General features: G+C 61.2%; 22 protein-coding genes and 1 pseudogene. 8 read left to right on the top strand and 15 right to left on the bottom strand.

The window, feature by feature from the left end; translation table 11 throughout:
• Positions 1 to 139: 139 nt before the first annotated feature.
• Positions 140 to 403 (top strand): annotated as a pseudogene (locus tag GSQ88_RS36110) (hypothetical protein); the annotation flags it as partial.
• 808 nt (positions 404 to 1,211) lie between these two features.
• Here GSQ88_RS36110 and GSQ88_RS00910 read toward each other — a convergent pair.
• The 3 genes from GSQ88_RS00910 to GSQ88_RS00900 form a co-directional block, all read right to left on the bottom strand.
• Entirely contained in the window at positions 1,212 to 1,367 is a 156-nt protein-coding gene (locus tag GSQ88_RS00910) for a response regulator (protein WP_159005346.1), read from the bottom strand.
• Positions 1,368 to 2,204: 837 nt separating this feature from the next.
• Complete coding sequence (locus GSQ88_RS00905; RefSeq protein WP_159005345.1) at positions 2,205 to 2,402, bottom strand: hypothetical protein; 198 nt, start codon at positions 2,400 to 2,402, stop codon at positions 2,205 to 2,207.
• Positions 2,403 to 2,503: 101 nt separating this feature from the next.
• A complete protein-coding gene (locus GSQ88_RS00900) occupies positions 2,504 to 2,704 on the bottom strand; it encodes a hypothetical protein (RefSeq protein WP_159005344.1) in 201 nt (66 codons plus the stop codon).
• A gap of 956 nt (positions 2,705 to 3,660) precedes the next feature.
• Here GSQ88_RS00900 and GSQ88_RS00895 point away from each other — a divergent pair.
• Entirely contained in the window at positions 3,661 to 4,857 is a 1,197-nt protein-coding gene (locus GSQ88_RS00895) for an acetyl-CoA C-acyltransferase (protein ID WP_159005343.1), read from the top strand.
• A gap of 417 nt (positions 4,858 to 5,274) precedes the next feature.
• On the top strand, positions 5,275 to 6,558 hold the full coding sequence (locus tag GSQ88_RS00890) for an MFS transporter (protein ID WP_159005342.1): 1,284 nt from the start codon (positions 5,275 to 5,277) through the stop codon (positions 6,556 to 6,558).
• Between the two features lie 109 nt (positions 6,559 to 6,667).
• Here the strand turns inward: GSQ88_RS00890 and GSQ88_RS00885 are convergent, their stop codons facing one another.
• Positions 6,668 to 8,227 (bottom strand): acyl-CoA carboxylase subunit beta, encoded by a 1,560-nt coding sequence (locus tag GSQ88_RS00885; protein ID WP_159005341.1) that lies wholly within the window; start codon positions 8,225 to 8,227, stop codon positions 6,668 to 6,670.
• A complete protein-coding gene (locus tag GSQ88_RS00880; RefSeq protein WP_159005340.1) occupies positions 8,157 to 9,131 on the bottom strand; it encodes an IclR family transcriptional regulator in 975 nt (324 codons plus the stop codon). Before GSQ88_RS00880 ends, GSQ88_RS00885 begins: the two co-directional genes overlap by 71 nt.
• 153 nt (positions 9,132 to 9,284) lie before the next feature.
• Here GSQ88_RS00880 and GSQ88_RS00875 point away from each other — a divergent pair, with 153 nt between their 5' ends.
• Positions 9,285 to 9,506: an acyl-CoA carboxylase biotin carboxyl carrier protein subunit gene (locus GSQ88_RS00875; RefSeq protein WP_159005339.1), complete on the top strand. Its 222-nt coding sequence runs from the start codon at positions 9,285 to 9,287 to the stop codon at positions 9,504 to 9,506.
• A 132-nt stretch (positions 9,507 to 9,638) separates the two neighbouring features.
• Entirely contained in the window at positions 9,639 to 11,498 is a 1,860-nt protein-coding gene (glsA, locus tag GSQ88_RS00870) for a glutaminase A (protein WP_159005338.1), read from the top strand.
• A 1-nt stretch (position 11,499) separates the two neighbouring features.
• On the opposite strand, the gene glgA is transcribed toward glsA, so the two are convergent.
• Both glgA and glgC read right to left on the bottom strand, forming a co-directional pair.
• Entirely contained in the window at positions 11,500 to 12,960 is a 1,461-nt protein-coding gene (glgA, locus tag GSQ88_RS00865; RefSeq protein ID WP_159005337.1) for a glycogen synthase GlgA, read from the bottom strand.
• A complete protein-coding gene (glgC, locus tag GSQ88_RS00860) occupies positions 12,957 to 14,219 on the bottom strand; it encodes a glucose-1-phosphate adenylyltransferase (protein ID WP_159005336.1) in 1,263 nt (420 codons plus the stop codon). Before glgC ends, glgA begins: the two co-directional genes overlap by 4 nt.
• 288 nt (positions 14,220 to 14,507) lie before the next feature.
• Here glgC and GSQ88_RS00855 point away from each other — a divergent pair, with 288 nt between their 5' ends.
• Positions 14,508 to 15,839 carry an MFS transporter gene (locus tag GSQ88_RS00855; RefSeq protein ID WP_159005335.1) on the top strand — a complete coding sequence of 444 codons (1,332 nt, stop codon included), beginning with the start codon at positions 14,508 to 14,510 and terminating at the stop codon, positions 15,837 to 15,839.
• Between the two features lie 278 nt (positions 15,840 to 16,117).
• Positions 16,118 to 17,497 carry a patatin-like phospholipase family protein gene (locus GSQ88_RS00850; protein ID WP_159005334.1) on the top strand — a complete coding sequence of 460 codons (1,380 nt, stop codon included), beginning with the start codon at positions 16,118 to 16,120 and terminating at the stop codon, positions 17,495 to 17,497.
• Between the two features lie 38 nt (positions 17,498 to 17,535).
• Here GSQ88_RS00850 and GSQ88_RS00845 read toward each other — a convergent pair whose 3' ends face one another.
• The 7 genes from GSQ88_RS00845 to GSQ88_RS00815 form a co-directional block, all read right to left on the bottom strand.
• Complete coding sequence (locus GSQ88_RS00845; RefSeq protein WP_159005333.1) at positions 17,536 to 17,979, bottom strand: YybH family protein; 444 nt, start codon at positions 17,977 to 17,979, stop codon at positions 17,536 to 17,538.
• Entirely contained in the window at positions 17,976 to 18,503 is a 528-nt protein-coding gene (locus tag GSQ88_RS00840) for a carboxymuconolactone decarboxylase family protein (RefSeq protein ID WP_159005332.1), read from the bottom strand. The genes GSQ88_RS00845 and GSQ88_RS00840 overlap by 4 nt, the downstream gene beginning before the upstream one ends.
• A gap of 471 nt (positions 18,504 to 18,974) precedes the next feature.
• A complete protein-coding gene (locus GSQ88_RS00835; protein ID WP_159005331.1) occupies positions 18,975 to 19,355 on the bottom strand; it encodes a Zn-ribbon domain-containing OB-fold protein in 381 nt (126 codons plus the stop codon).
• Positions 19,352 to 20,488, bottom strand: coding sequence for a thiolase family protein (locus tag GSQ88_RS00830; RefSeq protein ID WP_159005330.1), 1,137 nt, complete (start codon positions 20,486 to 20,488; stop codon positions 19,352 to 19,354). The genes GSQ88_RS00835 and GSQ88_RS00830 overlap by 4 nt, the downstream gene beginning before the upstream one ends.
• 163 nt (positions 20,489 to 20,651) lie before the next feature.
• Positions 20,652 to 21,818, bottom strand: coding sequence for an acyl-CoA dehydrogenase family protein (locus GSQ88_RS00825; protein ID WP_159005329.1), 1,167 nt, complete (start codon positions 21,816 to 21,818; stop codon positions 20,652 to 20,654).
• Positions 21,819 to 21,849: 31 nt separating this feature from the next.
• Positions 21,850 to 23,058, bottom strand: coding sequence for a CaiB/BaiF CoA transferase family protein (locus tag GSQ88_RS00820; RefSeq protein ID WP_159005328.1), 1,209 nt, complete (start codon positions 23,056 to 23,058; stop codon positions 21,850 to 21,852).
• Between the two features lie 922 nt (positions 23,059 to 23,980).
• A complete protein-coding gene (locus tag GSQ88_RS00815) occupies positions 23,981 to 24,511 on the bottom strand; it encodes a hypothetical protein (protein ID WP_159005327.1) in 531 nt (176 codons plus the stop codon).
• Positions 24,512 to 24,905: 394 nt separating this feature from the next.
• Between GSQ88_RS00815 and GSQ88_RS00810 the strand changes: the two genes are divergently transcribed.
• The gene (locus GSQ88_RS00810; protein ID WP_159005326.1) at positions 24,906 to 25,355 is read left to right on the top strand and encodes a hypothetical protein; all 450 of its coding nucleotides are present in this window, start codon (positions 24,906 to 24,908) and stop codon (positions 25,353 to 25,355) included.
• Positions 25,356 to 25,648: 293 nt separating this feature from the next.
• Here the strand turns inward: GSQ88_RS00810 and GSQ88_RS00805 are convergent, their stop codons facing one another.
• Positions 25,649 to 26,818, bottom strand: coding sequence for an acetyl-CoA acetyltransferase (locus tag GSQ88_RS00805; protein WP_159005325.1), 1,170 nt, complete (start codon positions 26,816 to 26,818; stop codon positions 25,649 to 25,651).
• Between the last annotated feature and the right edge of the window lie 6 nt (positions 26,819 to 26,824).

The raw sequence follows: 26,824 nt of genomic DNA, 5'->3' as shown, positions 1-26,824 counted from the left end.
GTCAGTTAAGAAACGCGTCGTTAAGGCCGCAAAATCTCTGGCTAAAAAAGCGAAGAAGGCCGTCAAGAAAATGATGCCGAAGAAGGCGAAAAAAGCAAAGAAGGCAAAGAAGAAATCGAAGCGCTAACAGCTTCTCGGCCAGCCTTCGCCAACGATCGCGCAATGCCTCAACGGCGGCTATGGCTGGCTACAGGTCAAATGCCATCGTTGTGAAACCGAAGCCAGCATCCCGCTTGAACATGTCCGCAGGCCGCGCGACACGCCGATCTGGAAATTGGAGGCGGCGTTGAAATGCAGATCGTGCCGGACGCCGCGTTATTCGCCGCGCGTGCATATGATCAAGCTCACTGAACAGCGCGCGATTGCGCCTTACAAGTGGGTGCATCCGGATCATGACAGATGATTGAATGAAAGAGGCCGCCAACTGAGGCGGCCTTACTTCTTTTCGCCGCGCGCCTCGACATGGCCGCATCGCATGCACTCATAGGTCTTTTTGTTCCCGGACGAAGTCCCGAACATGTTCATCCCGCACTTCGGGCAATTGGGTCGGCAAGGGAATTTAGGCATGCCGCTCAGTACGGGGCGCGCGTTAGAGGCGATACCCGTAGTCATACGGTCGCCTATCAGCCATGCTGAATTATGACAGTATACTGACTAATTAGTTGACCGCATTGGTTCCGAATAGGGAACACCGCAGGCATTCGAAGCGAGCTGGTTCCGGATTCGAAACCGTTATCATCCGCATCCGACACTTCGGGCAGTGCGGGCGTTCTTGGGTTGCATCGGGTGATGACAATTCGGGAAAGGGCTGAGATTGTCCCGTCGAAAGACCATGTTTAATTTTGGTTCACGCCCGGAAGCGCCGGCCTATGACCGGATGGAACTAAAAATCCTCTCACATCCGAAAGTCGAATTAATTCGTGTTCCGCACGGCGAATCATTTGCGAATTAGGACACCGCCGGATTGAAGTTAGGACACAGGGGTTTGAACACGGACAGCGCCCCCAATTCCCAGTAGGAATATATTGCCAATGAAGTTAGCTTGTCGCGCGGTCTGTGATCAGTCGGCTATGGATTTTCGCCGGCCAGCGCCACTGAATTTGTCGAGGTGCTAAAGAGGACTGTGCAAAGCAACATGACCAGCGCGTGAGCCGCGCCTCACAAGTGGGGGCATGCCGATGCCGACGATGATGAACGGCGGTAAAGGAAAGCTAAAAAAAGCCGGCGCTGAGGTCCAAGCCGTAGGAAGCGAGGATGAGAGAAACACACAGACCAACCCCGCAGAAGACGGCGACTGTTTTGATAATGTCGAAATCGGGCGAGATCGCAGGAATGACATTCGAGAACGCTTTTGCAATTGCAGTCATGGCAATCTCCTGGGTGATCGACCGCCCCCACAATATGGAAGCTCGATCTCTAGATGACTTCGCGTCCACCGAAAAACGGCTTCGGTTGTGTTTCAAAAAGGTTTCGTGAGTCTACGGCGAATCGAAAAGCAATAGGTTTCGATCTCTTAATTTTTACTTATCGTCCAAGGATGTCTTTGCGGTCAATTTCCGAAACAATGGTTGTTCCGGCCCATTTCCATCGCTGCCGCCTCCTGATGAGGCGTAGTGGACGGATTTGATAAAACCGCCGAGACCGCGTCACATTTTGTTGGCGGTTTCAGCCGATCGCCAGCGCATCCGGCCAATATGAAACAAAATAGCAGGACCATGATCCTCATTCGGGCAGCCCATCCCTATTAGCTGTAGCTGCGGGGACTTTCTCAGGCGTCACGCGGGCGCGCTCCAGTGTGCCTGAAAGAGCTTTTGGCGAAGTCAGAAACGGCAGGTTGTCGCTTCCCCAACGAACCCCGCATGACGCAGGGAACAATCCCCGGATTTGAGATTTAATGAATCGTGCCGCTTCCGCCCTCGGCACACCCCAAGGACGGCCTCAGTTGCCCCCCGCGCTGGGGTCGTTTCTTTTGGCGCTGGCGGTTCATCGAGCACAGCCGCTTCATCCAGTTCTGAAATGAAAAGCCGCAGGCATTTACGCACTGCGGCTTCCGGGTTCGAAAATTGATTGTTTATGAACGCGCCCCAGCCCCGGTGCGCAAAGCTAAGGACATGCCGGGCGTGACGTAAATGGAAATGAGCGGTTCCGCTACAGGAACAAAAGTTTCGTTGCCGTGCGGCCACAACCACGTGTCGGGCGGCCGTTCATTTCTGGTTTGGCAGGTTCATCGCATCCGTGGGGCTCGCATTCTCCTTGCCTTCGAGCGCCGACAAACGCCCTTCGATTGCCCGGATGACGTCGACCAGCTCTTGCAGTGCGTCTGCCGTTTCTGGCGGAAGCTCGCTCTGATCCCGAATCGTCTGTATCGCTCGTTCGGCTCGCTTTAGCTGGCTACTCGGCATCGACAGTCCTCTGATCTCTCAATCAAGGGAAACCGGGCAATTTTGTTCCGGCGCGGCCGTTTTACGATCGCGGGTCACGGCTGGGGGACTTGCTCCGGGCCTTACGCCGGGGGCGCCGGGTGATCGCCATGGAGTGCGGCGGCATCGTCAAACCAGCGAATGCGCAGGGCAAGGGCATGGTTGGCACAGACTGCCCGGCCACGCCGGTCCGCGGTGGCGCTGGTGGTGCAGCGATAGGGCGGGATGTCGCTGATCGTCAGTGCTTCGCAACGGTGCTCAGTGATGGTTTCGATGATTGTCATGGGCGCCGGGTTGGGCTGATGTGGGCCAGCCGTCAAGGGCGAGGTGACGCCGCCCATGAGCTGGCGCGGTGCCGGTGGTGCCAAGGTGGAGTTACGGTGTCTATCCCTTCTCGCCTCCATGGCATTTCGGATTTTCAGAAATTATCCTTGACTCTTGACCCAAATCAGTTGCGTATTCCTCGCCATCCCGTCCCGAGAGAGGGGGCGTTGGCCATCGTCACTGACGTTGGGGCGGGGAGCGGTGGACGCGAAGGCTGCGACTGACGAGCGCGGCTGATGCGGACGGCAAAGTCGTGTGGTCCTGACGCCCCGATGGCTGGTGTCAAGTTCCTGGGAAGCTCACGCTTCTCGGGGGCGACGGTGACAAACAAGCTTTGGTCTCACCGGGGAGAGCACGAAGATAAGTCGTAAAACCATTGCGCGGGGAAGGCCGGAGTGTTTTCCGCTGAACCTGTATGCTCGTGTGCGCTTTGCTTTGTGACTATTTGCACGCGAGACCGCGGGTGCAGCGCGCACCCGGTCTTCCCTGCGCCCTCTTCTTTTTGGGGCGAACGAATTTGCAAAACTCGGGCGCATGGTGTCGCGAGAACGCGGAGTTATATTCAAACGTCGTCCGCGCCAGGCTCGGGATACACCGGAACCTCATCCAGAGGAGCGGCCACTTGGCCGCGTCTCGAAGGATGGTGTTCAGCTCGGTGCTCGCGGCCATCCTTCGAGGCTCGCAAGAGCTCGCACCTCAGGATGACGTCGAGATAGCTTCACAGGCTTCGGCGGACGATCCAGTATTCCGAGGCGCCAACGATGGAATCGAGAACTCGCGGCGTACTGGATGCCCGCCTGCGCGGGCATGACGGCTTTGGCACCCCTCACGACAAATTTAGCCCCCGACTCCCGTTGCAATTTTTGCGCCGCATCATATGATGCACATAATCCAATTCGACATCCAAGGAGCCGCCATGGCCACAGCTTCCGATCCGGTCGTCATCGTTTCCGCCGCCCGCACCCCGCTCGGCAAATTCCTCGGCGATCTCGTGCCTTTCAGCGCCCACAGACTCGGTTCCCATGTGATTGGTGCTGCGGTCGAACGGGCCAAATTGTCGCCGGAACGGATCGACGAAGTGTTCATGGGGTGCGTGCTGCCGGCCGGACAGGGCCAGGCACCGGCGCGCCAGGCCGCGCGCGGCGCCAAGCTGCCGGATGCTGTGGGTGCCACCACCATCAACAAGGTCTGCGGCTCCGGCATGAAGGCCACCATGCTGGCGCATGACATCATCAACGCCGGCTCGGCCGAGATCGTGGTGTCCGGCGGCATGGAGAGCATGAGCAACGCGCCCTATTTGCTGGCGAAGGCCCGCGGCGGCTACCGCGCCGGCCACGACCGCATCATCGACCACATGATGATGGACGGCCTCGAGGACGCCTATGAGGTCGGCCGCTCGATGGGCGATTTCGGCGAACAGACCGCGGAGGCCTATCAATTCAGCCGCAAGGACCAGGACACCTACGCGATGGAGACGCTGACCCGGGCCCGCAAGGCGGTCGAAGGCGGCGCGTTCAAGGCCGAGATCGTGCCGCTGACGGTCACCGAAAAGGCCGGCCCACGCACCATCGGCCATGACGAAATTCCGCTCAAGGTCGACCCCGCCAAAATTCCCGGATTGAAGCCGGCATTCCGCCCCAACGGCACCATCACGCCGGCGGCGTCCTCGGCCAATGCCGACGGTGCCGCAGCGCTGATCCTGGCGCGCCGCTCGCTCACCGATCGCGACGGCCTGCCGGCGCTGGCCGAGATCAAGGGTCACGCCACCCACAGCCAGGAACCGCAATGGTTCACCACCGCGCCGATCCCCGCGATCCGCAAGCTGCTCGACAAGGTCGGCTGGAGCATCAGTGACGTCGATCTGTTCGAGATCAACGAGGCCTTCGCGGTGGTCCCGATGGCAGCAGCCCGCGATCTCGGCATCCCGCGCGAAAAACTCAACATCAATGGCGGCGCCTGTGCGCTCGGCCACCCCATTGGCGCGACCGGCGCACGCCTGATCGTGACCTTGCTGCACGCCCTCGAAGCGCACGGTCTGAAGCGCGGTGTCGCCTCGCTCTGCATCGGCGGCGGTGAAGCCACCGCCATCGCGATCGAGCGTATCGTGCACTAGTCTTACTGCGTCACAACGGGCTTATCCTCTCATCCTGAGGAGCCGCGAAGCGGCGTCTCGAAGCATGCGGCACAGAAAATTGACACTGAGGAAGCGACACACAGACTCGCGGTCATCGTCCTCCGCGCAACAACTCCACCGTCATCCTGAGGTGCGCGCCATCTTCGGCGCGCCTCGAAGGATGGTGTTCAGCGTCGTGCTTGCGGCCATCCTTCGAGGCGCGCAAGAAAGAGCGCGCACCAACGGGCGAACGCTCCGCGTTCGTCCCGGGGATGACGGGATAGGCCCGTTGTGACGCAGTAAGACTAGCATTCCGGCATGCGTCTGAAAATGAGGGAACTTAGGCATTTTGGTCTAGCGGCCACTGTGCCAGGATGCACCGGTGAAAATAAAACCAGGGAAGGCTTCTGAGGCTCAATGATCTCGAATTGGCTGTCGGCTGCGCTCGCCCGCCGCAATATTCATTACGGCTGGGTGATGGTCGGCGTGACCTTCCTGACCGCGCTGGTCAGCGCCGGCGCGGTGGGCGCGCCCGGCGTGTTCATCGTACCGCTGCAAAAAGAGTTCGGCTGGAGCACCGCGGAGATTTCCTCGGCGCTGTCGATCCGCTTCGTCCTGTTCGGGCTGATGGCGCCGTTCGCGGCCGCCTTGATGAACCGCTATGGCTTGCGCAACGTCACGCTCGCAGCATTGCTGACGGTGGTCTCGGCGCTGCTGATTTCGCTGGCGATGACGCAGGTCTGGCAACTGATCCTGCTGTGGGGCGTCGTGGTCGGCATCGGCACCGGTATGACGGCGCTGGTGCTCGGCGCCACCATTGCCGCGCGCTGGTTCAACGCCCGGCGCGGCCTGGTGGTCGGAATCCTCACCGCCAGTGCTGCGACCGGACAATTGGTGTTCCTGCCGCTGCTGGCCCACCTCACCGAAGTCATGGGCTGGCGGACCGCGCTCGGGCTGATGTGCGGCATGCTCGGCGTCGCGGCGTTCGCGGTATTGCTGGTGATGCGCGATCGCCCCGGCGATCTCGGTTTGCGACCGTTCGGCGATGACGGCAAAGGGCCGCTGCCGCAGCCTGCGCCGAACAATGCGCCGATCATGGCGGCGGCGCTCGGCACGCTGCGCGACGCTTCAAAGACGCGGGTGTTCTGGATTCTGTTCGCGACGTTCTTCATCTGCGGCGCCAGCACCAACGGCCTGATCCAGGTGCATCTGATTCCGATGTGCCTCGATTTCGGCATTCCACAGGTGCAGGCCGCGAGCCTGCTGGCGGCGATGGGGATCTTCGATTTCGTCGGCACCATCGCCTCGGGCTGGCTGTCGGATCGCTATGACAACCGCTATCTGCTGTTCTGGTATTACGGCCTGCGCGGCCTGTCGCTGGTGTTCCTGCCGTTCACCAATTTTTCGTTCTACGGCCTGTCGCTGTTTGCGATGTTCTACGGCCTCGACTGGATCGCCACGGTGCCGCCGACGGTGCGGCTGACCACGCAACGCTTCGGGCCCGAGCGCGCCAATCTGGTGTTCGGCTGGATTTTTGCCGGCCATCAACTGGGCGCCGCCACCGCAGCCTTCGGCGCCGGCCTGTCGCGTACCCTGCTCGCGAGCTACCTGCCGGCGTTCTTCGTCGCCGGCGCCTTGTGCATTGTCGCGTCTCTCATGACGCTGGCGATCTCGCGGCAGCCGAAGCCGGTGGTGGCGTAGGGGTACGTCATTGCGAGCGGAGCGAAGCAATCCAGAACCACAAAGCAAGCTGGATTGCTTCGTCGCTGCGCTCCTCGCAATGACGGCTTTGTATCACGACGGACTGAGGCTACGGCCTGATCCTCATATTGGCCGCCGGGCCTACGCTGCGGATCGGCTCCGCGAGACGCGCGAATTCGCACAACAGCGAGCGGGTCTTGCGGGGATCGATGATCTCCTCGACCCAGAATTTTTCGGCCGAACGAAACGGCGAGCGCAGCTTGTTGAGCCGGTCCTCGATTTCCTTCAGCTTGGCTTTCGGATCCTCGGCGGCGTCGATGTCGGCGCGATAGGCGGCCTCGATGCCGCCTTCCAGCGGCAGCGAACCCCAATAGGCCGACGGCCACGCATAGCGCATCGAGAAGCGATCGGCGGGTTGATGCACCACGCCGGCGACGCCAAAGGAATTGCGCACGATGATGGTGCACCAGGGAACGGTGCTTTGATTGACCGCGGCCATCGCGCGCACGCCGTGACGGATGGTCGCCGCCTTCTCGGCCTCGAGCCCGATCATGAAGCCCGGGCAATCCATCAGATAGACCACCGGCAGATGGAAGGTCTCGGCGAAGTCGACCCAGCGCACCACCTTCTGGCAGGCGTCGGCGGTCCACGACCCGCCATAGTGAAAGGGATCGCTCGCGAGCAGCAGCACTGCACGGCCTTCGAGCCGCGCCAGACCCACGATCATCGAGCGGCCGAAATGGGTGTTCACCTCGAAGAACGATCCCTTGTCGACGACGGCGTCGATGATCGGGCGCATCTTGTAGACCTGACGGCGATTGCGCGGCACCGCCTTCATCAGGCTGTCTTCCGCGCGCTCCGGATCATCGTCGCAGGCCAGCGTCGGCGGCAACTCGTACACGGAGGACGGCAGATACGACAGGAAACGCCGCGCGCAGGCAAAGGCCTCCTCCTCGGTGTCGGCGGCATGATCGACGCCACCGGCACGGGTCTGGATGTCGGCGCCGCCAAGCTCCTGCTTGGTCAGATCCTGGCCCAGACGTTTCACGACCGGCGGACCCGCGACGAACATTGCCGAGCTCTTGGTCATAACCGAATAATGCGTCGCCGCGAGCCGCGCCGCACCAAGCCCCGCCACCGAACCCAATCCGAGGCCCACCACCGGCACGCGGGCCATGTTGGCGGTCGTGTACGAATACCAGCGCGTGCCGCCGATGCCGCCGGGCAGATTGGCCGCGCCCTTGGTTTCGATGGTCTTCACCGAGCCGCCACCGCCCGAGCCTTCGATCACCCGGATGATCGGCAGCCGGAAATCATGCGCCATCTCTTCGGCCATCAACGGTTTTGCCGAGATCGAGGCATCGGCCGAGCCGCCGCGCACCGTGAAGTCATCGCCGACCACGACCACGGTCCGGCCGTCGACCTTGCCGCGGCCGAACACGCAATTGGCCGGCGTCAATTGTGTGAGCTCACCGCTTTCGTCATATTCGGCGACGCCGGAAATGGCGCCGACCTCGTGAAAGCTGTTTGTATCGATCAGCCTGTCGATACGCTCGCGAACGGTAAGCCGGCCCTGGTCGTGCTGACGCTTGACCTTGTCAGCGCCGCCCATCTCGCGCGCGAAGGCTTGGCGCCGCGCGAGATCGTCGAGCTCCGGCTTCCAGTTCATTGGTATCCTCCGTCTTGATGATTTTATTTTTTTGGGCGGTTACCGGAAGCGGCTTGTTCTCGATCCGATTGCTGAAAATATCGGTGTCGGTGCCGTCGAGCAGGCCATGGACCGCGGCGCCCAATTGCAGAAGCCGCGGCGCGACCTCCTGGTGCAGCCGCTTCTCGTCATACATCGCCGACAACAGGCCGATCGTGACGACGGCGAAGGTTTGATATTGCGGCGACCACACCGGCACCGCGAGACCATTGATATGCGGGCTCCACAATCCGCAGACCACGACATAGCCATGTTCGCGCAGAAAGCGGCGGTTGTCCTCAATCCGCGGCCGCAGCAGCTTGGCGCTTTCAGGACTTTCACGTTCCATTTCCATCAGCAACGCATCGCCGACATCGGCATCCAGCGCTGCGGCGTAGGCGTGGCCCGCGGCGGTGGAGGCGATCGCGATGCGGGTGCCGGTGCCTTCGTGCAGGCCGAGCGCATTGTCCGCGCGGGCATGTTCGAGATAAACCATATGAGACCGATCCGGGATCAGAAACCCGACGGTTCCCGGCAATTGCTCGGCCACATCCTGCAATCGCTGGCGGATCAGATTGCGCAACTGCAAGCCGCGCATCATCGAGGCGCTCATGGCGACCGCGCTCGGGCCGATGCGGTATTTCTGGTCGTGCGGCAGATAGACCAACTGACCCATCCGGGTCAGCGTGTGCGTGAGGCGCGATACCGTCGATCGCGGCAGCCCGCAGCGGTTGGAAATCTCGAGATTGCCAAGCCGCGCTTCATGGCCCTCGAAGCAGCGCAGCACGTCGAAGGCGCGCGACACCACCTGGATGACATCACCCTCGCCCGCGAGATCGCTGGCGAGCATTCCCTGTTTGCTGAGCCGCTCCGAACGTCGTCCCATGCCCTATCCAATTTCGTTGTGCGGAATAAAATTCCACTTGCGGATCAAGCTACCTCAGGCAATCTGCAGCTACAACAGTAAGCCGAGGGCGCCCGCCCTTCCCGACGCATGTATCCTGTATGCCAACGCGCGGCGGCTTCACCGGGGAGCGAAATGCCAGAAATCAAGATTGTCACCGAAGTAGCGGGACGCGTTTGCGCGCTACCCATTGAGGTTGGCGCGAGCGTCGGCGATGGCGACGACGTTGTATTTGTCGAAGCCATGAAAATGGAGCTTCCGGTGTCATCGCCGGCTTCGGGAAAACTCAAATCCATCCTGGTCAAACTGGACGATGTCGTCGCGGAGGGACAGGTTCTCGCCATTCTGGAGACCTGAAAGCCTCGTTTCTGGGCAAAACGATAACGCGGCGTTTTTGTTGCCGCGAATAAAGGCGGTCGCGCCGGTTTCAGCACGCGCCGATGCGGCGTAAAATCAGCCCGCGCCAAACCTCGCGCGGACTGGACAACCATGAATATCCTGCCTTCGGCCACGGTCCATCACGCCAATCACTGGACCGGCTCCAAAACGCCTCTGCTGCGGTTCCTCGAGCGTTGCTATCAGGACTTTGTCACCGAGAACGCCGGCAACGTCGCCGACTATATTCCGGAACTGGGCAAGGCCGATCCGGCTCGTTTCGGCATCAGCCTCGCCACCATCGACGGCCATGTCTATGAGGTCGGCGATAGCCGTATCCCCTTCACGATCCAGTCGATGTCGAAACCATTCGTGTTCGCGCTAGCGCTGGATACGCTCGGCGCCGAACGCGTGGAACGTGCGATCGGCGTCGAGCCTTCCGGCGACCCCTTCAACTCGATCCGCCTCAACGCCGAGAACCATCCCTTCAACCCGATGGTCAACGCCGGCGCGATCGCATGCTCCGGCCTGATCCATGAATCCAAGGGCGCCGGCGCCTTCGACTATATCCGCCAGGCGCTGGGACGGTTCGCCGGGCGCGAACTTTCGATGGACGAAGCGGTCTATGCGTCGGAAAGCGCGACAGGCGACCGCAATCGCGCGATCGGTTATCTCTTGCGCAATTCGGGCGTCGTGACCGACGACGTCAACGCGGTGCTGGATGTCTATTTTCGGCAATGCTCGGTACTGGTGACGGCGCGAGATATTGCGGTGATGGCGGCTACATTGGCCAATCGCGGCATCAATCCCGTGACCGGCGAGCAGGTCATGACCCCCTACGCGATCTCGCGAACGCTTTCGGTGATGACCAGTTCCGGCATGTACGACTACGCCGGCGAATGGATCTATCGCGTCGGCATTCCCGCCAAGAGCGGCGTTGGCGGCGGCATCCTGGCGTCGCTGCCGGCGCGGCTCGGGCTCGGCAGCTATTCGCCGAAACTCGACAAGCACGGCAACAGCGTGCGCGGCATCAAGGTCTGCGAAGCGCTTTCGTCGCATTACGACCTGCACATGATGAATCGCAACGACAACGCCCGCAACAGCATCATCGCTGATTACGACCTCGGGCAAAGCCCGTCGCGCCGCAGCCGTCGCCCGCATGAGCAGCGGCTGCTCGCCGCCCATCATCATGACGTCCGCATCATCGAATTGATGGGCACGCTGACATTCGCCAACATCGACTATGTGTCGCGGCAGATCGCGGCCAAGCCACGGCCGTCCTTCATTATTTTCGACCTGCGACGCGTTGCCGTGATCACGCGGCCGGCCGGTCGTCTGCTCGCCGAAGGCTTTCGCGAACTCGCGGCTTTCAATGTCACCGCGATCCTGTCCGGCATCGAACGATCGTCACCGACATGGCAGGCGATCGCTGAATGGACCGAGGGGATTTCGAACCTACGTAACTTCCGGCTGCTCGACGATTGCATCGAATGGGCCGAGGACCAGATCGTCTACCGCTACAGCGGCGCGATCGACTCCCATGCAATGACCGAACTGTCCGAACAACCATTGCTCGCGGGATTGAGCGCGCAGGAACTCACCGATCTCGCGTCGCTAGGTACGATCCGAAACTACGAAGCGGGTACTACCATCATCGCCGCCAGCGAGCCGCCGCTGTCGCTGTTCTTCCTCAAAAGCGGCATCGTCCATGTCCGGCTGCCGAACGGCGTCCGGATCGCCACGCTCACCGCAGGCATGGCGTTTGGCGAAATGGCGCTATTGGAGGCGCATCGCTCCGCCGATGTGCTGGCCGATAAATCCGTCACCGCCCTTGAAGTGCCGCTGGCCGATTTCCAGCGCTTTCGCGAACAACGGCCGCGGGTCGGCGAACGCATCATGCACAATCTAGCGCAATTGCTCGCCGATCGCCTGATCGTGGCCAACACCAAGGTGAGCGTCCTGACGGCGAGCTAAATTAGCCAACCTGACGCGCCTTGACGATCTGACGATACAATTCGGCATATTGGCTTGCTCGATGACGCCAGGAGACATCGACGGCCATGCCATTGTGCTGAAGCTGTCGCCAAACGGGTTTGTTGCGAAACAGGACATTTGCCCGGCGCAGCGCGCCGGTAAGCTGTTCGGCCGTCACGGGACCGAATTTTACTCCGGTCGCGGGCTCGCTGGCGCCACCCGGCTCATCCGCGTCAACCACGGTATCAACCAACCCACCGACGCGAGACACCACAGGAACCGCGCCGTACCTCAGCGCACATAGCTGGGTAAGCCCGCATGGCTCAAACCGCGACGGCACCACCAGCGCATCGGCGCCGGCCTGGATCAGATGCGCGAGGCTTTCGTCATAGGCGATCGACACGCCGATCTGGTCGGGCTTGGCTTCAGCGGCAGCCATGTAACGCCCCTGAAGATCCTGATCGCCACTTCCCAGCACCGCGATTTGGATATCCTCGCCGAGGGCGGCCGGAAGCGCCTCCAACAGGAGATCAAGCCCCTTTTGCCAGGACAGCCGGCTGATCACGCCGAGCAACAATGCTTCCGGTGCGTCCCGAAGGCCAAATCGCCGTTGCAGCGCGACCTTGTTGGCTGCTCTATTCCCCAGATGATCGGCGTTGAAAGGGGACGCAATCTGGGGATCGGTCGCCGGATTCCAGACCGAAATATCGATCCCGTTGAGAATTCCGCTCAATACGTCCGACCGCCCGCGCAGCAGACCGTCGAGCCCCATGCCTTCATCGGGACGCTGGATTTCGGCCGCGTAGGTCGGCGACACCGTCGTGATGCGATCCGCGAACCGAAGCCCGGCCTTTAGAAATCCGATGGCGCCGTAATATTCGACCCCGTCGATATCGAACGAGTGGGACGGCAATCCGATCTGTTCGAGAAGCGCGCGCGGAAACTGTCCCTGGAAGGCCAAATTGTGGACGGTCATCACCGTGCCGGGCCGCGGCCGGCCGCTATACTGCAAATAGGCATGGGTCAGCCCGGCCTGCCAGTCGTGCGCGTGCACGATGTCAGGGGCGAATGCCGGGATCGATCCCTGGCCGATGTCAGCGGCTATTCTTCCGAGTGCCGAGAAACGGATGCCGTTGTCGGGCCAGTCGGCACCATCCGGTGACGAATAAGGGTTTCCCGGGCGGGCAAAAAGATGCGCGGCATCGAGCACCAGGAGATCAAGCCCCGCGCTCGAGCCACTCAGGACGCGCGCCGGCCCCCCGTGCAAATGGGGCAGAGTGAGAACCTCGTCCGCCGCTTGCAACGCCTGCATGACGCCGGGATAGCCGGGCACCAGCGTGCGCATCTCGACGCCTTCGGCCTTCAAAGCCATCGGCAGCGCCCCGGCCACGTCGGCCAGACCACCCGTCTTGACGATCGGATAGATTTCCGACGCGACCGAAAGAACCCGAATGGGGCTCATCTCGCCAGTCCGTCGATCATCGCCTGCGTAATCAGGCAGATGCCTTGTTCGGTGACGCGGAATCTCTTGGCATCAAGTTCGGGATCTTCTCCGACCACCAGCCCGTCTGGAATCTGCACGCCGCGGTCGATGACCACGTTCGCCAGTCGTGCACTCTCGCCGACGTCGACATAGGGCAGGATCACGGCGTTTTCAACCTTGGCCCAGGAATGCAGATGCACTCCGGTAAAGAGCAGGGAACGACGCAACGATGCGCCGGATACGATGCACCCGCCTGAGACGAGCGAGGTGACCGCCTCGCCGCGACGGCCTTCCTCATCGTGAACGAATTTCGCCGGCGGCGTGATTTCGGCGTGGGTCCAGATCGGCCATGACCGGTCGTAAAGATCGAGTTCGGGAAGAATATCCGTCAGATCGATGTTGGAAGCCCAATACGCATCCACGGTCCCCACATCCCGCCAATAGCTGCGTGGATCGTTGCCGGAACGGACGCAGGAACGGCTGAACTGATGCGCCACCGCGCGGCCGTGTTTTACGATATGTGGGATGATATCCTTGCCGAAGTCATGACTTGAGTTGGGATCATTGGCGTCGCGCCGCAGTTCCTCGAACAGAAACTTTGTATCGAAGACATAGATTCCCATACTGGCCAGGGATTTGTCGGGCTTGCCCGGCATCGCCGGCGGATCCGCCGGCTTCTCCAGGAAACTCCGGATAACGTCCTGATCGTCGACATCCATGATACCGAAGCCGCTGGATTCCTCTCGCGGCATTTCGAGGCAACCGATGGTGACGTCCGCTCGCTGCTGGACATGCTGCTGCAGCATGAACTCGTAGTCCATTTTGTAGACGTGGTCGCCGGCGAGAACGACGATGTACCGGGCGCCATAGCCATCGATGATATCGATGTTCTGATAAATCGCATCCGCGGTCCCGAGATACCAGTTGGTTTCGGAAACGCGTTGGCTCGCGGGCAGAATGTCAAAACTCTCGTTGCGCTCGGGCCGAAAGAAGTTCCAACCCATCTGCAGATGCCGGATAAGGCTGTGGGCCTTGTATTGGGTGGCAACCGCGATCCGGCGGATGCCGGAGTTCATGGCATTGGAGAGCGCGAAATCGATGATGCGCGACTTGCCGCCAAAATAGACGGCGGGTTTGGCGCGCCGATCGGTCAGTTCCATCAGCCGGCTACCGCGCCCGCCGGCCAGCACAAAAGCGAGGGCATGACGCGTAAGGGATGTGTTTCCGTCAGCCCGCATGATGTTCTCCTGCCCAATTTGTTGATTTTATCTCGTCTGCCCGCAGCCGCCCTTGCCACGAGAAGCCAGCCAAGTTTGATCGCAATTTGCCCCTGCTCGTCTACCGATAATTGAGGCGCGTCGCGATCGCCTCTCTCGGATTGCCGCAGCGCATCAATCGATCGCGGCATGGCATCGTAAAAATGGCATCGTTAAAAAAGCCTTGGCGCGGCAACCCCGAGCGCGTCATAGTCGGGTCAAGCCAGCCCGGCTCAAGGGCGGCAAATTCAGGGAACGGGAGACAGCGCCATGGACGAGGTGGAAAAACGTGTCATCGGCAAAGTGATGCGGCGGCTGATCCCGTTTCTGATCCTGTGCTATTTCGTTGCCTATCTCGATCGCGTCAATGTCGGCTTCGCCAAGCTGCACATGAACCAGGCGCTGGGTTTCAGCGAGGCGGCCTTCGGACTGGGGGCCGGCCTGTTCTTCATCGCCTATTTCATGTTTGAGGTTCCTTCCAACCTGTTTCTGGAGCGGGTCGGCGCGCGGGTCTGGATCGCCCGCATCATGATCTCTTGGGGCATCGTCTCCGCGGCGTTCGCCTTCATCCCACAGATCAGCACAGCGACCGGGGCGTCGCATGAAACGGTGTTCTATACGCTGCGTTTGCTGCTCGGCGGATGCGAGGCCGGCTTCTTTCCCGGGATCATCTTCTATCTCACGCTGTGGTTTCCCGCGGTCTACCGGGCGCGGGTCATCAGTTTCTTCATGCTGGCCATTCCGATCTCCTCCATCGTGGGGTCGCCGATATCGGGAATGCTGCTGAACGTGTCGGGCTGGGGACTGGTCGGCTGGCAGTGGCTGTTCATTTTTGAAGCGCTGCCGTCCATTCTGGTCGGCCTCGGCGTGCTGTTCTATTTGACCGATTTTCCACGCCAGGCCGGTTGGCTGCAACCGGACGAGATCGCGTGGCTGGAGAACGTGCAAGCCACCGAGAAAAAGAACAAGGAGCAGGTCGAGCATCTTTCCCTGTTTCAGGCCATGACGGATATCCGCATTTTGTCGTGCGCGCTGGTCTATTTCTGCCTGAATGCGGCGGGCTACGGCGTGGCCTTTTTTCTGCCGACCATCATCAAGGGGTTTGGGGTCACCGATACCCAGACCGGGTTATTGGCGGCATTGCCGTTCGTATTCGGCGCCATCGGCATGGTGCTGCTCGGCCGGCATTCGGATCGCACGATGGAGCGGAAACGCCATGTCGCCGTGGCATTGCTGATGGCCGCGATCGGGGTCGGACTATCAGGGCTTGTCTCCAGTCCCGTCCTCATCATGGCATTGCTCTGCTTCGCGCAGATCGGCATCTCGGCGGTGCCGCCGATGTTCTGGCCGTTGCCGGCGAGTTTCCTGACCGGCGCATCGGCCGCGGCCGGGATCGCGGCCATCAACTCGCTGGGCAATCTGTCCGGCTTCGCCGGCCCGTTCTTGATGGGCTACATGAAGGATCTGACTGGAAACTTCACGGTGGGGCTGCTGCTGCTGGCGGGCTGCGCGGTCGTTGGCGCCGTCGTCGCCGCGACCTTGCGCATTGACCAGAGGCGCGAGCAGGCCGTGGGCGCGGGGCAAGCCGCGCTGGCGCATTGAGCCGAACCCCAGATCGGGTCGATCATCGCATGTCGCAGGCGTCTTAGGCCCTGACGACATGCGGGCGTGCCCGCTCTCGGCCAAGCGCCGAAGCGGACATTTGCGGGCGGATTCCGGTCAGACCGGCTTTGGTTACGGCCCGGTGCGCCCGGCCGTGAGACCGCCGTTAACGATATTTCCACGCCGCCGGGATATCCGACTTAATTGGCTTTCGGCATCATCCGGACGCAATCTCGTGGGCTATAGGGCCGATATCCCCAATTGGTGACGTTAGGCGTATGCGTTCTGCAGTTTTTATCACCGGGCTTTGCCTCGCACTGCTCGGCTGCGCATCGATTCAGAACGCGCCCGTCAACCAGCCCGGCAGCAGCGCTGGCCTCGCGGACAAGGTTCGTCTCAATTACGATGTGGGCGCCGAGGAAGATGCCGACCTCGTCGGGCTGTCGTTTTCAGGCGGTGGAACCCGGGCCGCGGCGTTTTCATTTGGCGTGCTGACGGAAATGCAGCACACGCCGGTACGGGGCGCGAGCGCCTCGATGCTCGACCGTTTGGACTTCATTTCGGGCGTATCCGGCGGCGCGGTGACCGCCGCCTATTACGGCTTGCGAAAGCGCGCCGCGCTGGACGATTTCCGCGAGCGCTTCCTGATGCGCAACGCCGAGGAAGGGCTGCAGACCGACCTGACGCTCGGAACCATCGGAAGGGCGCTGGCCGGCGGCATCAACGACTCCCAGGGCTTTCCGCGCTGGCTCGATGCCAATCTGTTCAATGGCGCGACCTTTGCCGATCTTCATGAGACCGAGCGCCCCCGGGTCTGGATCAACGCCTCCGATATCTATAACCGCACGCCATTCATATTCAGCGCGACGACCTTCAACGCCATGTGCAGCGACCTTGCGAAATATCCGCTGGCGAATGCCGTCGCGGCGTCTGCCGCGGTGCCGGTCGCCTTCGCCCCGGTCGTCATTCAGACGTTCGCACGGGAATGCAGCGATCCCTTACCGGCCTGGATCGTCAAGGCGCGCGACGACCGCCATGCGCAACCGATCCTCAGCTCCTATGCCAAGGCGATCAACCGCTATCACGACGGGACCATGCCCTACATCAAGCTGCTCGATGGCGGCCTGGTCGACAATTACGGACTGTCCGGTTTCACCATCGCGCGGCTGTCCGCCGAGACGCCCTATGGCCCGCTGACACCGCAACAGGCGGTCAAGCTGCGCCGTGCCTTGTTTCTCGTCGTCGATGCCAAGACCGGCGTTTCCGGCAACTGGATCAATTCCGTGGAAGGTCCGAGCGGTGTCGACCTGGTCAAGGCGGCGGCGGACACCGCGATCGATGCCAGCGTCGGTGCGAGCTTCACCGCCTTCGATGGCACCATGGGCGATTGGCAGAGCGCCCTGATCAAATGGCGCTGTGGCCTGTCCGCGGCGGAGCGCGCCAGGTTCGGCGCACGTCCCGGCTGGAACTGTCACGACCTGAAATTCTTCATCGGACGTGTCGGCTTCGATCAGCTCGATCCGGCGCGGGCGGCCGAACTCGAGACCGTGCCGACCCGCTTCCGGTTACCGCCCGAGCAGGTCGACAGCGTGATATCCGCCGGCCGCGACGCCCTGCGAGCCAACCCGACCTTCCGCGCTTTCGCCGGAAGCCTGTAGGGTTCTACGCAAAACACGTCCGTCGCCGCCGACACGGGTCATCTCGCCAGTTTGGCGGCGGGCTCGTGTTGCGCTTCCAGCCGGTTGCCGTGGCGATGGAGCAAGCGCCATTCGCCTGCTTCGCGGCGGAAAATATGCGTCACCCGGTTGGACCATCCGGTGACGCCATCGACGCCGGCCACGCGCTGGTTCTCGAAGGTTTCGATATCGGTCACATAGAACATTTCAGGCGTTGCGACCGTCGAAACGTTTTCGTAACGGACCGTCCCGCCCTTGAAGTGGCTGCCGGCCCAGTCCCAGCGCTTTGCGACCGCGGCTGCGCCCTTTTCATAACCGCCCCAGCCGTAGAAGCTGGTCGCATCCGCGGTCTGCGAATAAAGCTGCTTGATCGCCGAGACATCGCCATTGGCGACCGTGGCCATCGCCGCGCGCAATCGAGCGATGGCCGCGGCTACCGAAACCTCAGGTTCCGCGTTGCTCAAGCAATCACTTCCGTCACGGGTTGCAGATCGATCGCGAAGGTTTCCAGAAACTTCGACGTCATGATGTAGAAGCCGACCGAGAGCTGCAATTCGACCAGCGCCCCCGGCGTCAGTCTGGCCGCGATGTCGTTGAAGGTCGCATCGGTCGGACGGCGCAGTTTTACGATCTCGTCGGTGAAGGCAAGCGCGGCGCGCTGCACCTCGTTGAAGCAGGTGGCGGACTGCCAGTCTTCCAGCGCCGCGTTCTGTTCGTCGGTGACGCCGACATTCTTGCCGATGCGCTTGTGGGCCACGATCTCATAAGGCGCCTCGCACAGGATGCCGGTGCGCGTGATCGCGAGTTCACGGATCACCGGATCGAGTTCGCCCTTGTTGCGGATCGCGCCGCCGAGCCGGCAGTATTGTTCGAAATAACTCGGCGAATGCGCCATCATGCGGAAGATGTTGGCGTTGCGGTTCTTGCCGAGAATTTCGCGCGTGCGGTCGTTGGCTTTGGCGGGATCGCTGTAGTCAATGCGGGCCATGATTCACCTTGGTTTTCCAGAACTTGTTATTGGTTTTGTCGGACGTTAGTTCGGCCAAACCCTATCCGGCAGCTGACGCGAGAGCAACACGCCGGAGTCAAAATGCCGCCGCATTGCTGTTCGACCTTGGCACAGTCGATATTCGCTGAGTGGGGACTCAGTCTAAAGCGAATACTCGTCGTGGGGTGTTCCGAGTAAATCTCTTGATCGTCGTTCGCGCTTTTGGCGCAACGTTGAATCATGCCCGAGTCTAGGGAGATAAACGTGAAGGAAGCCACCAAAAGGGCGGCCTCGGAAGCGCTTGCGCAAATGCTGGCGGTGACGGCAATGCTGGTCATCGCCGGCATTATTTTCTACTGGCGGTGACGCCAGCCGTTGCGAGAAGTAAATGCGACGGAGCGATCCAGCTTCCTGTTTGTCGTACTGGATCGCTTCGTTCGACTCGCGCAAGCGCCGCAATCCTCTTCGTTCTTATTTTGCCTTGGCAAAATAAGGAACCAGACGCCCAGTGAACAGCTCGAACCGTGCGGTGACCTTGTCGCCGATCGCAAGGTCGTTGTCGCCATGGGCCATCATGCGAAAGCCCTCGGCGGTATCGACCAGAATGATGTTGTAAGGCACGTGCGCGCGCGTCTCCGGCGTAGCAGCCCGGCATACCAGCGACGTCGCATACACCGTTCCCTCGCCGCTGGCGCGCCGGTCCGCTGGATCAGGCGCCCCGCACGCCGCGCAGAAGCTGCGGCGGAAATACTGCACGCCCCCACAGGCCGCGCAGCATTGATAGACGATCGCGGCCTCACCACGCGTCCAGTCTGGTAATGTCCAGTCTTGCAATGCCTGTTCGCCGCTCATCGCACCCGCTCCAGGAACATGCTGACGTGCGACGACAGCACACCGCCATCGCCGTGCAGCAGCGCAATCGAGGCGTCGCGTACCTGGCGATCGCCGGCGCGTCCGGTCATTTGCAAATGGGTTTCGACCAGATGCGCCATCGCGCCGCCAACGCCGCAATGGCCATAGCTCAAGAGACCGCCATGGGTGTTGAGCGGCATCGCGCCATCGCCGTTGAAATATCCAGAACGAACGCGGGCCGCCGCCTCGCCGCGCCCGGCCAAGCCGAGATCTTCCAGCAGCATCGCCAGCGTAATGGTGAAGCTGTCATAGACTGCGGCATAACGAACGTCGGAGATCGCGACGCCTGAGGCAGCCTTGGCCTTGGCGACCGCGATTTCGGCGCCGAGTTCGCTGAGAGCGGGCGCTGCCGTGATGTGCTGATGGGTATGCGCCTGCGCGCAGCCGAGCACGCGCACGCCGGCCTCGTTGATGCGTTCGCGACTGACGACGAACGCCGCGCCGCCGTCCGATACCGGGCAACAATCCAGCAGTTTTAACGGCAGCGCCACCGGCTTTGAATTCATCACGTCGGTGACGGTGATCGCCTCATGGAATTGCGCGCCGGGATGGGTCAGCGCATGCTTGCGCATCAGCACGGCGAACTCGGCGAGATCTTCTTGGGTCACGCCGTATTCGTGCATGTAGCGGGTTGCCACCAGGCCATAATAGGCCGGAATGGTCGGCCCCAGCGGCACCTCATAGGCGGGATGGCCCACCTGCGCCAGCGCCAGGATCGAGGCGTCGCGGCTTTGTCCGGTCAACCGGTTCTCGCCGCCGACCACCAGCACATGCTTGGCGACATTGGCATCGACCAGATGATGCGCCAGCATGGTCATCGCAAGCCCAGTCGCGCCGCCGACCTGCACGGCGTGCGCGTAGGACGGCCGAATGCCGAAATGCTCGGCGAACACGGTTGCCAACATGATATGCGGCGAGACCGTGCTGTAGCCGCAGAGAACGCCGTCGATCTCCGACCGCTTCAGCCCGGCATCCGATATCGCAAGCTCCGCGGCCCGGCTCATCAGGTCGAGCGAGGATGAACCTTCATGCTTGCCATAGGACGTCAGCCCGACGCCGGTGATGAAGCTCATGGCGATCGCCGCGGCTTTGCTCCCCTCCCCCTTGCGGGGAGGGGTTGGGGGTGGGGGTAGCCGCAAGCACAGCGCCTGTTGCTCACCCCCCTCCCCGACCCTCCCCCGCAAGGGGGGAGGGAGAAGAAGCGCAGCGCTCTGTTGATGGTCATGCTCTCCATCCTCAATACGACTTCGGCATGCCGAGCACTTTCTCGGCGATAAAACTGAGAATGAGCTGCGGACTGATCGGCGCGATGCGCGGGATCAGGGACTCGCGCAAATACCGCTCGACGTGGAATTCCTTGGCGTAACCAAAACCGCCATGGGTCATCACCGCCTGCTCGCAGGCGTGGAAGCCGGCTTCGGCCGCGAGGTATTTCGCGGCATTGGCCGCCGGACCGCATGGCAAGTTCTGGTCATATTGCCAGCCCGCGGAGAGCACCATCAGCCAGGCCGCCTCGAGCTCCATCCAGTTCTTGGCCAGCGGATGCTGGATGCCTTGATTCATACCGATCGGACGGTTGAACACGATGCGGCTCTTGGCGTAGTCCGAGGCACGCTTCAGCGCCACCTGCCCTAGCCCTACCGCTTCAGCCGCGATCAGGATGCGCTCCGGATTCATGCCGTGCAGGATATATTCAAAACCGCGGCCTTCCTCGCCGAGGCGGTCTTCGACCGGAATTTCAAAATTCTCGAAAAACAATTCGTTGGAGTCGACCGGCTTGCGGCCCATCTTCTCGATCTCATGCACCGCGACGCGCTGGCGGTCGAAATCCGTATAGAACAGGCTCAACCCCTGTGTCGGGGTCCTCACCTCTTCCAGCGGCGTGGTGCGCGCCAGCAGCAGGATCTTGTTGGCGACCTGCGCGGTCGAGATCCAGACCTTCTGGCCGTTGACGATGTATTTGTCGCCACTGCGCACCGCGCGGGTCTTGAGCTGCGTGGTGTTGAGGCCGGTATTGGGCTCGGTCACCGCGAAGCAGGATTTGTCCGCACCGGAAATGATCGGCGGCAGCATGCGCTGGCACTGTTGTTTGCTGCCGAACACCACCACGGGATTGAGGCCGAACACGTTCATATGCACGGCGGACGCGCCGGACATGCCGGCGCCGGATTCTGAAATCGTCCGCATCATGATTGCGGCATCGGTGATGCCGAGGCCGGAGCCGCCATATTCCTCGGGGATGCAGATGCCGAGCCAGCCGGCGTCCGCCAGCGCCTTGTGGAAGTCGAACGGAAAACCGCCCTCCTTGTCCTTCTTCAGCCAATAGGCGTCATCGAAACGCGCGCAGATCTTTGCGACGGCGTCCTTGATCGATTCCTGGTTGTCCGAGAGTGCGAAATCCATAATCTTGGTCCTTGATCTTAAGTCCTTGAGCTTAGTCCTGTGGGCCGGGCGCCGGCTTGGTGACGCCGTCGCGTATCAAGGCTGCTATTTCACTTGCGGAAAATCCGGCTTCGCACAGGATTTCCTCGCTATGTTCGCTCAGGCGCGGCGCCAGCCGCTCGGGCTTTGCCGGCGTGTCGGACCAGGTGGCGGGAACGCGCATGCTGCGGATGGCACCTTCGGTCGGATGATCGACAACGGGGAAGAAGTTCACAGCCGTCAGATGCTCGTCGGTCAGGATGCTTTCGAGACTGTGCATCGGCAATGTCGGAATGTCGGCCTTGTTGAGCAGCTCGCTCCATTCGGCGGTCGTACGTTCCAGCAGCATGCGGGCGAGTTCGGCGTAAACAAAGTCGATATTGATCGCGCGAGCCGCAAAGGTCGCAAATTTCGGATCGGTGCGCAGATCGTCGCGTCCGGTCGCCTTGATGAAATTGTCCCACTGCTTGTCGTTGTAGACGATGACGCAGATATAGCCGTCTGACGTCTTGTAGGGCCGGCGATCCGGCGACAGATGCCGCGCGTAGCCGCCTTTGTCGAGCGGCGGCTCGTAGGTGAGACCGCCCATGTGGTCGCCCATCACGAAACTCGACATCGTCTCCAGCATCGGAATGTCGACGCGCTGGCCGTGTCCGCTGCGATCGCGATGAATAACGCTCGCCAGGATCGCGCCGACCGCATGGGTGCCGACAATGCGATCGACCAGCGCGTTGGGCACATAACGCGGCGTGCCGTCGCCGCCGATCGCCATCAAATGCGCCAGTGCCGAACCGCCCTGGATCAAATCGTCATAGGCAGGCTTGGCCGCATAGGGACCGTCCTGGCCGAAACCGAACACGCCGGCATAGACCAGCCGCGGGTTGAGTTTCGAAACCACGTCGTAGCCGAGCTGCAGCCGCGCCATCGCCTGGGGGCGCACATTGTACATCAGCACGTCGGCGGTTTCGATCAGCCGCAGCACGGCGTCCCGTCCGGCAGAATTTTTCAGGTCGAGGCAGATCGAGCGCTTGCTGCGATTGGTGTTGAGGAACACCGGCCCCATGCCGGGATGGCGGGTCGGACCGATCTGCCGCGTCACATCGCCATCGGGCGATTCCACCTTGATAACGTCGGCGCCGTAGTCCCCGAGCATCTGGGTGGCATAGGGCCCCATCAGCACGGTCGTCATGTCGATGACCTTGATGCCCTCGAGTGGTCCCATGTTACGCTTCGCTCCCGGATGTCGCGTGCGGCGCATTGGGCGCCGCCGCTCTCTGGCCACGTAACGGCAGGGCGCCGGCAAGATCAAGCGCGCCCGGCGTATGGGCGTATGCGTGCGCGCCACATTCAGCGTCGTCCCGGCGAAGGCCGGGACCCATAACCCCGGGCCTTGGTGATTGCAGAAGGCATCCGCCACACTGCCGAAAACGCGCGTCCTCGCCGTTTGGGTCCCGGCGCGGAGGCCGGGACAACCGCTGGATGTGACTCCGCATTCTCGCGACAGCATCCGCCCGAGTTTTGCAAATTCATTTCGCCCCAAAAGATAGAGGGCGCAGGGAAGACCGGGTGCGCGCTGCACCCGCGGTCCCGTGTGCACAAGCAGTAAACAAAAACGCACACGAGCATACAGGTTCAGCGGAGACACTCCGGCCTTCCCTGCGCAATGGTTTTACGGCTTATTTTCGTGCTCTCCCCGGTGAGACCATAGCTTGCTTGTCACCGTCATTCCCAAGAAGCGTGAGCTTCCCAGGAACTTGACACCTGCCATCGGGGCGTCAGGACCACACGACTTTGCCGTCCGCTTGGGCCACGCTCGTCAGTCGCAGCCTTCGCGTCCACCGCTCCCCGCCCCAACGTCAGTGACGATGGCCAACGCCCCCTCTCTCGGGACGGGATGGGGAGGAATACGCAACTGATTTGGGTCTGGAGTCAAGGACAATTTCTGAAAATCAGAAATATCATGGAGATGTGAAGGGATGGACAGAAAAATCAGATTGAATCGAGCCTGCGAATTTGATTTTGCGCGCATCGATCGTTGGGGTTTTACGCCTCGTGCAGCCCGTTAGGGCGAGAGTTAAATGCACTGTCACCGTAACTCGTAACTCTCCCGAAACAGACCTCTTCCAGAAATATCGCGCCTTAGCTCAGTACTTACCCAGCATCGCCAGGTAGGCCGGTTCGGCGGCTTTCATGGCCTTCCGCGAGTTGGCGGACAGGGTAATGGTTACCAAAAACTCATTCCCGTCATTGTCGCCGTCTGTGGTTACCGCCTGTAATTCGTAGCCCTGTTCATGAAGACTTCCGGCCTCGAACTGGTGACGCACGAATGCGACCTTGCCATCGCCGCGGGGAAGGTCGTCAAGGTCGGTAATTTTGGCGTCCTTGGCGCGACTGCGCCAGTCCGCGATGTTTTCGGGCATGAAGTCAGAAATCGGCTGCTTCTTGCGATTGTATTTTACAGCAACGTAGATCTTTGCAGCCGCCTTTTCAAAATCGGTGCCCTTGGGTAGCAGGAACTGCGAATTAAAGTAACGGGTCGAATCCCTATCTTCGACCCAGCCTTCGGGAATCACGATCGAGGCACGGAAGAATGGGCACAACTTGCCGTCGCACTGGTTCATGATTTTTTCGATCGTTGCCCCGGCAGGCGTCATCGCAATCAGACAGGCAAACATGCTGCAACCGCAAAAAAGTAGCAAAGCTCGCCGCATCCTGTCTCCTCAGAATATAAACGCCGCGTCGCCATCGCCGCAAGTTATCGCGGCTCAGCTCACGTCAGCAAACTCCACTTCCGTCGTCGATTACGCACGATTGGTTCAATCCGTAATTCAAGAGCACACCTCGGAAGAGCTGCTCCCAATGCTAATCCCTGTGGAATTGACACTGAACCATAAAGCCACTCGGCTCGACACACCATCGGCACGCTAGCCTTTGAGATGGCCTCATGCGCAAGCAAAAGCGCTCCGTGCGATTTGGCAAGTAGTCCAGTGGCGTCCTCGATTACCTGCTCGGCTTCCTCCGTTAGGGCGTCGCCCGGCTACTCCAGCGATTTTATCGAGACTCTGCGGAATGAAGGCGATGCGATTCAGTTGGATCGGCCTGATCCTGGCGCCGCTATTTGTGCCGGTGATTTTCGGCGCCACGATGCTTACCCTCGGGGAGGGAGACGTCTTGCCAGCATCCCTGGCAGTGCTGGTCGTGGGTTGCATCGTTTCGTATGGCAGCACAATATTGCTCTTCCTGCCTTGCCTGTTCTTGCTCTCTTTGGAGCAACAAATGACTGGCTTCAAGGTCTGCCTGCTTGGATTGGCGCTAGGCGCAGTGGAATTCGTATCGCTGACATTGATTGCTTGGGGCAGCCGTAGTCCCGACCTCCCGATAAAGAATTACTTTGTGTACTTGCGCCTCTGGGCTGCCGATCCGGTCACGGCGCTGCTTCCGCTCGCTGGGCTGACAACGGCTGGGCTGTATTGGTGGTTGGGAAAGCAAAGGACAGCCCCGTCGGTGCCCGTGCAGTGATAGTCACCATGTGATGACCGAAATGGGTCAAACGCGAAAGACTGAGCAAGAGAAAATAATTTCTGCTTCGTCCCGGCGAACGGACATTGGCAATTTCGTCTTTGAAAGCGGTGGGCTTCGCGAAGGGCTCAACCCACCCTACGAGCTCTATCTGTCGTCCCGGCGAAAGCCGGGATCCATACGGCGAGGAATCGCAATTTAGAGATGGAGCTAAAGTCCTTGGCAACAATGAGCGCCCGGGGTTATGGGTCCCGGCGTTCGCCGGGACGACGGGAGTTCCTGTTTTGCTTGCCCTACTTCGCGGGCTCCAGCACCGAGACGTAATTGGCGACCGCCGCACCACCCATGTTGAAGATGCCCGCGAGTTTTGCGTTCTTGATCTGCATGCCCTCGGGCGCCTGACCGAGCAGTTGCATGGCGCTCAGCACATGCATGGAAACACCGGTGGCGCCGATCGGATGGCCCTTGGCCTTGAGGCCGCCGGAGGGATTGATCGGCAGCTTGCCGTCCTTCTGGGTCCAGCCTTCCTTGATGGCGCGGGCGCCCTGCCCGCGCGGCGTCAGGCCCATCGCTTCATATTCGATCAGCTCGGCCACCGTGAAGCAGTCATGGGTCTCGACAAAGGAAAGATCGGCGAGTTCGACGCCGGCCTTCTGCAACGCCTGCTGCCACGCCACGGTGCAGCCCTCGAACGCCAGGATGTCGCGCTTCGACATCGGCAGGAAATCCTGCGCATGCGCGGTGGCGCGGATGTTGACGGCCTTGCCCATGGTCTTGGCGGTTTCAGCATCCGTCAGCACCAGAGCTGCCGCGCCATCCGACACCAGCGAACAATCGGTGCGCTTGAGCGGTCCTGCGACAAACGGGTTCTTCTCGCTCTCGGCGCGACAGAACTCAAAGCCGAAATCCTTGCGCATCTGCGCATAGGGATTAGCGACGCCGTTCTTGTGGTTCTTGGCGGCGATCATCGCCAGCGCATCGGACTGGTCGCCGTATTTCTGGAAATAGCTCTGCGCGATCTTGCCGAACACGCCGGCAAAACCACCGGGCGTATCGCCGTCTTCCGGCAGATACGATGCCTTCAACAGGTTCTTGCCGATTTCAGCGCCGGGCGTGCGCGTCATCTGTTCGACGCCGACCACCAGCACGATCCTGGCATTGCCCGAGGTGATGGCGCGGATGCCCTGATGCACCGCCGCCGACCCGGTCGCGCAGGCGTTTTCGACGCGCGTTGCGGGCTTGAACCGGAACTTGGGGTCGGCCTGCAACACCAGCGAGGCGGTAAAATCCTGCGGCGAGAACCCGGCGTTGAAATGCCCGAGCACGATCTCGTCGACATCGCCGGCGGAAATGCCGGCATCGGCCAGCGCTTCATTGGCGACGCGTACCACGAGGCTTTCGACGGTCTCGGTATCGAACTTGCCGAACGGCGTGTGCGCCCATCCAACGATGCTGGCGGTCATGGTTGT

Source organism: Bradyrhizobium sp. S69 (genome assembly GCF_009766005.1).
In the GTDB taxonomy this organism is placed as follows: Bacteria; Pseudomonadota; Alphaproteobacteria; order Rhizobiales; family Xanthobacteraceae; genus Bradyrhizobium.
Note: the sequence above shows the minus strand (reverse complement) of the source record. Positions and strands in the feature narration are given on the sequence as shown.

Bases quoted from the DNA above. Each gene is read 5' to 3' on its own strand.
- GSQ88_RS00840 (WP_159005332.1), bottom strand. From the start codon at position 18,503: ATGGCCCGCATTGACTACAGCGATCCCGCCAAAGCCAACGACCGCACG.
- GSQ88_RS00820 (WP_159005328.1), bottom strand. From the start codon at position 23,058: ATGGGACCACTCGAGGGCATCAAGGTCATCGACATGACGACCGTGCTG.
- GSQ88_RS00815 (WP_159005327.1), bottom strand. From the start codon at position 24,511: ATGTTTGCCTGTCTGATTGCGATGACGCCTGCCGGGGCAACGATCGAA.
- GSQ88_RS00905 (WP_159005345.1), bottom strand. From the start codon at position 2,402: ATGCCGAGTAGCCAGCTAAAGCGAGCCGAACGAGCGATACAGACGATT.
- glgA (WP_159005337.1), bottom strand. From the start codon at position 12,960: ATGAGCCCCATTCGGGTTCTTTCGGTCGCGTCGGAAATCTATCCGATC.
- GSQ88_RS00875 (WP_159005339.1), top strand. From the start codon at position 9,285: ATGCCAGAAATCAAGATTGTCACCGAAGTAGCGGGACGCGTTTGCGCG.
- GSQ88_RS00825 (WP_159005329.1), bottom strand. From the start codon at position 21,818: ATGGATTTCGCACTCTCGGACAACCAGGAATCGATCAAGGACGCCGTC.
- GSQ88_RS00855 (WP_159005335.1), top strand. From the start codon at position 14,508: ATGGACGAGGTGGAAAAACGTGTCATCGGCAAAGTGATGCGGCGGCTG.
- GSQ88_RS00895 (WP_159005343.1), top strand. From the start codon at position 3,661: ATGGCCACAGCTTCCGATCCGGTCGTCATCGTTTCCGCCGCCCGCACC.
- GSQ88_RS00805 (WP_159005325.1), bottom strand. From the start codon at position 26,818: ATGACCGCCAGCATCGTTGGATGGGCGCACACGCCGTTCGGCAAGTTC.
- GSQ88_RS00830 (WP_159005330.1), bottom strand. From the start codon at position 20,488: ATGAGCTTCATCACCGGCGTCGGGCTGACGTCCTATGGCAAGCATGAA.
- GSQ88_RS00850 (WP_159005334.1), top strand. From the start codon at position 16,118: ATGCGTTCTGCAGTTTTTATCACCGGGCTTTGCCTCGCACTGCTCGGC.
- GSQ88_RS00835 (WP_159005331.1), bottom strand. From the start codon at position 19,355: ATGAGCGGCGAACAGGCATTGCAAGACTGGACATTACCAGACTGGACG.
- GSQ88_RS00910 (WP_159005346.1), bottom strand. From the start codon at position 1,367: ATGACTGCAATTGCAAAAGCGTTCTCGAATGTCATTCCTGCGATCTCG.
- GSQ88_RS00890 (WP_159005342.1), top strand. From the start codon at position 5,275: ATGATCTCGAATTGGCTGTCGGCTGCGCTCGCCCGCCGCAATATTCAT.
- glgC (WP_159005336.1), bottom strand. From the start codon at position 14,219: ATGCGGGCTGACGGAAACACATCCCTTACGCGTCATGCCCTCGCTTTT.
- GSQ88_RS00880 (WP_159005340.1), bottom strand. From the start codon at position 9,131: ATGGGACGACGTTCGGAGCGGCTCAGCAAACAGGGAATGCTCGCCAGC.
- GSQ88_RS00810 (WP_159005326.1), top strand. From the start codon at position 24,906: ATGAAGGCGATGCGATTCAGTTGGATCGGCCTGATCCTGGCGCCGCTA.
- GSQ88_RS00885 (WP_159005341.1), bottom strand. From the start codon at position 8,227: ATGAACTGGAAGCCGGAGCTCGACGATCTCGCGCGGCGCCAAGCCTTC.
- glsA (WP_159005338.1), top strand. From the start codon at position 9,639: ATGAATATCCTGCCTTCGGCCACGGTCCATCACGCCAATCACTGGACC.
- GSQ88_RS00900 (WP_159005344.1), bottom strand. From the start codon at position 2,704: ATGACAATCATCGAAACCATCACTGAGCACCGTTGCGAAGCACTGACG.